At 55.1% G+C, this 1,956-nt stretch carries 2 protein-coding genes; both read left to right on the top strand.

The features are described 5' to 3' along the window. Nucleotides 1-86: 86 nt before the first annotated feature. Complete coding sequence (gene istA / locus ACTJJI_RS26140) at nucleotides 87-1,109, top strand: IS21-like element ISSen3 family transposase (RefSeq protein ID WP_407191497.1); 1,023 nt, start codon at nucleotides 87-89, stop codon at nucleotides 1,107-1,109. Then, nucleotides 1,106-1,888, top strand: a complete 783-nt coding sequence (gene istB, locus ACTJJI_RS26135) for an IS21-like element ISSen3 family helper ATPase IstB (RefSeq protein WP_032736786.1) — start codon at nucleotides 1,106-1,108, stop codon at nucleotides 1,886-1,888. The genes istA and istB overlap by 4 nt, the downstream gene beginning before the upstream one ends. The last annotated feature ends 68 nt before the right edge of the window (nucleotides 1,889-1,956 follow it).

Below are 1,956 nucleotides of genomic sequence, written 5' to 3'. Positions count from 1 at the left end.
TGTTACCAACGGTGCAAAACTGATCCACCCCAGCGGTTGAAAATTGATCCAGGGGTTAATCTGCTCCTCTGAATACAGGGGAGCTTATGATCACTTTTGAGATTCGTATGGAAATTAAAGTCCTGCACAAGCGGGGAATGAGTATCCGGGCCATTGCCAGGGAACTGGGTATTTCGCGCAATACTGTCCGCAGCCACCTGAAAGCCAAATCTGAAAAGCCGCAGTATTCACCACGCCCGGCACCATCATCACTGCTCGATGAATACCGTGATTACATCTCTAAGCGGATCAGCGATGCGCATCCCTACAAAATCCCGGCGACCGTTATTGCCAGGGAAATCATGGAGCTGGGCTATCGTGGAGGGCTGACTATCCTGAGAGAGTTCATCCGCAAACAGACCCTGCCAGCACAGGCAGTACCGGTCGTTCGCTTCGAAACCGAGCCCGGACGGCAGATGCAGGTTGACTGGGGGACCATGCGAAACGGCAAGTCCCCCCTGCATGTGTTCGTCGCTGTTCTGGGATACAGCAGAATGCTTTACATCGAGTTCACTGACAACATGCGCTACGACACCCTGGAAGCCTGTCACCGCAATGCGTTCAGCTTCTTCGGCGGTGTACCGCAGGAAGTCCTGTACGACAATATGAAAACGGTGGTGCTGCAGCGTGATGCTTACCAGACCGGGCAGCACCGGTTCCATCCTTCACTGTGGCAGTTCGGCAAAGAGATGGGCTTCTCTCCCCGTCTGTGCCGTCCCTTCAGGGCGCAGACTAAAGGCAAGGTGGAGCGGATGGTGCAGTACACCCGTAACAGCTTCTACATCCCGTTAATGACGCGCCTGCGTCCGATGGGGATCACCGTCGATGTTGAGACCGCAAACCGTTACGGCCTGCGCTGGCTGTACGATGTGGCAAACCAACGGAAGCACGAAACTATCCAGACTCGCCCCTGTGATCGCTGGGTGGAGGAACAGCAATCCATGCTGGCTCTGCCGCCGGAGAAAAAACAGTATGACGTGCAGGTCGATGAAAGCCTGGTGACCTTCGACAGGCAGCCGTTACATCATCCGCTCTCCATCTATGACACCTTCTGCAGAGGAGCCGCATGATGGTCGAACTACAACATCAACGGCTGATGGTGCTTGCTGAACAGCTCCAGCTGGACAGTCTTATCGGCGCAGCACCGGCTCTGTCACAACAGGCGGTGGAGCAGGAATGGAGCTACATGGACTTCCTGGAGCACCTGTTACATGAGGAGAAACTGGCCCGGCACCAGCGAAAACAGGCGATGTACACGCGGATGGCAGCCTTCCCGGCGGTGAAGACGTTCGAGGAGTACGACTTCACCTTCGCCACCGGCGCTCCTCAGAAGCAAATCCAGTCGCTGCGATCCCTGAGCTTCATCGAGCGTAACGAAAACATCGTACTGCTGGGGCCATCGGGCGTGGGAAAAACGCATCTGGCGATAGCGATGGGATACGAAGCAGTCCGGGCGGGTATCAAGGTTCGCTTCACAACAGCAGCGGACCTGCTGCTACAGCTGTCCACTTCACAACGGCAGGGCCGTTACAAAACGACACTCAATCGCGGTGTCATGGCCCCGAAACTGCTCATCATCGATGAAATAGGCTATCTGCCGTTCAGTCAGGAGGAAGCCAAGCTGTTCTTCCAGGTCATCGCCAAACGTTACGAGAAGAGCGCGATGATCCTGACCTCCAACCTGCCGTTCGGGCAGTGGGATCAGACGTTCGCCGGGGATGCAGCCCTGACATCGGCGATGCTGGACCGTATCTTACATCACTCACACGTAGTCCAGATAAAAGGAGAGAGCTATCGACTGAAGCAGAAACGAAAGGCCGGGGTTATAGCGGAAGCTAATCCTGAGTAAACAAGGTGGATCAATATTAAACCGTTGGTGGTGACGGTTAGTGGATCACTTTTTACCCGTTGTTGACA

The organism is Enterobacter sp. 22466 (assembly GCF_052044775.1).
Taxonomy (GTDB): Bacteria; Pseudomonadota; Gammaproteobacteria; order Enterobacterales; family Enterobacteriaceae; genus Enterobacter; species Enterobacter dissolvens.
Note: the sequence above shows the minus strand (reverse complement) of the source record. Positions and strands in the feature narration are given on the sequence as shown.

Excerpts from the sequence above, each read along its gene's own strand:
- istA (WP_407191497.1), top strand. The coding sequence starts at position 87 with ATGATCACTTTTGAGATTCGTATGGAAATTAAAGTCCTGCACAAGCGG.
- istB (WP_032736786.1), top strand. The coding sequence starts at position 1,106 with ATGATGGTCGAACTACAACATCAACGGCTGATGGTGCTTGCTGAACAG.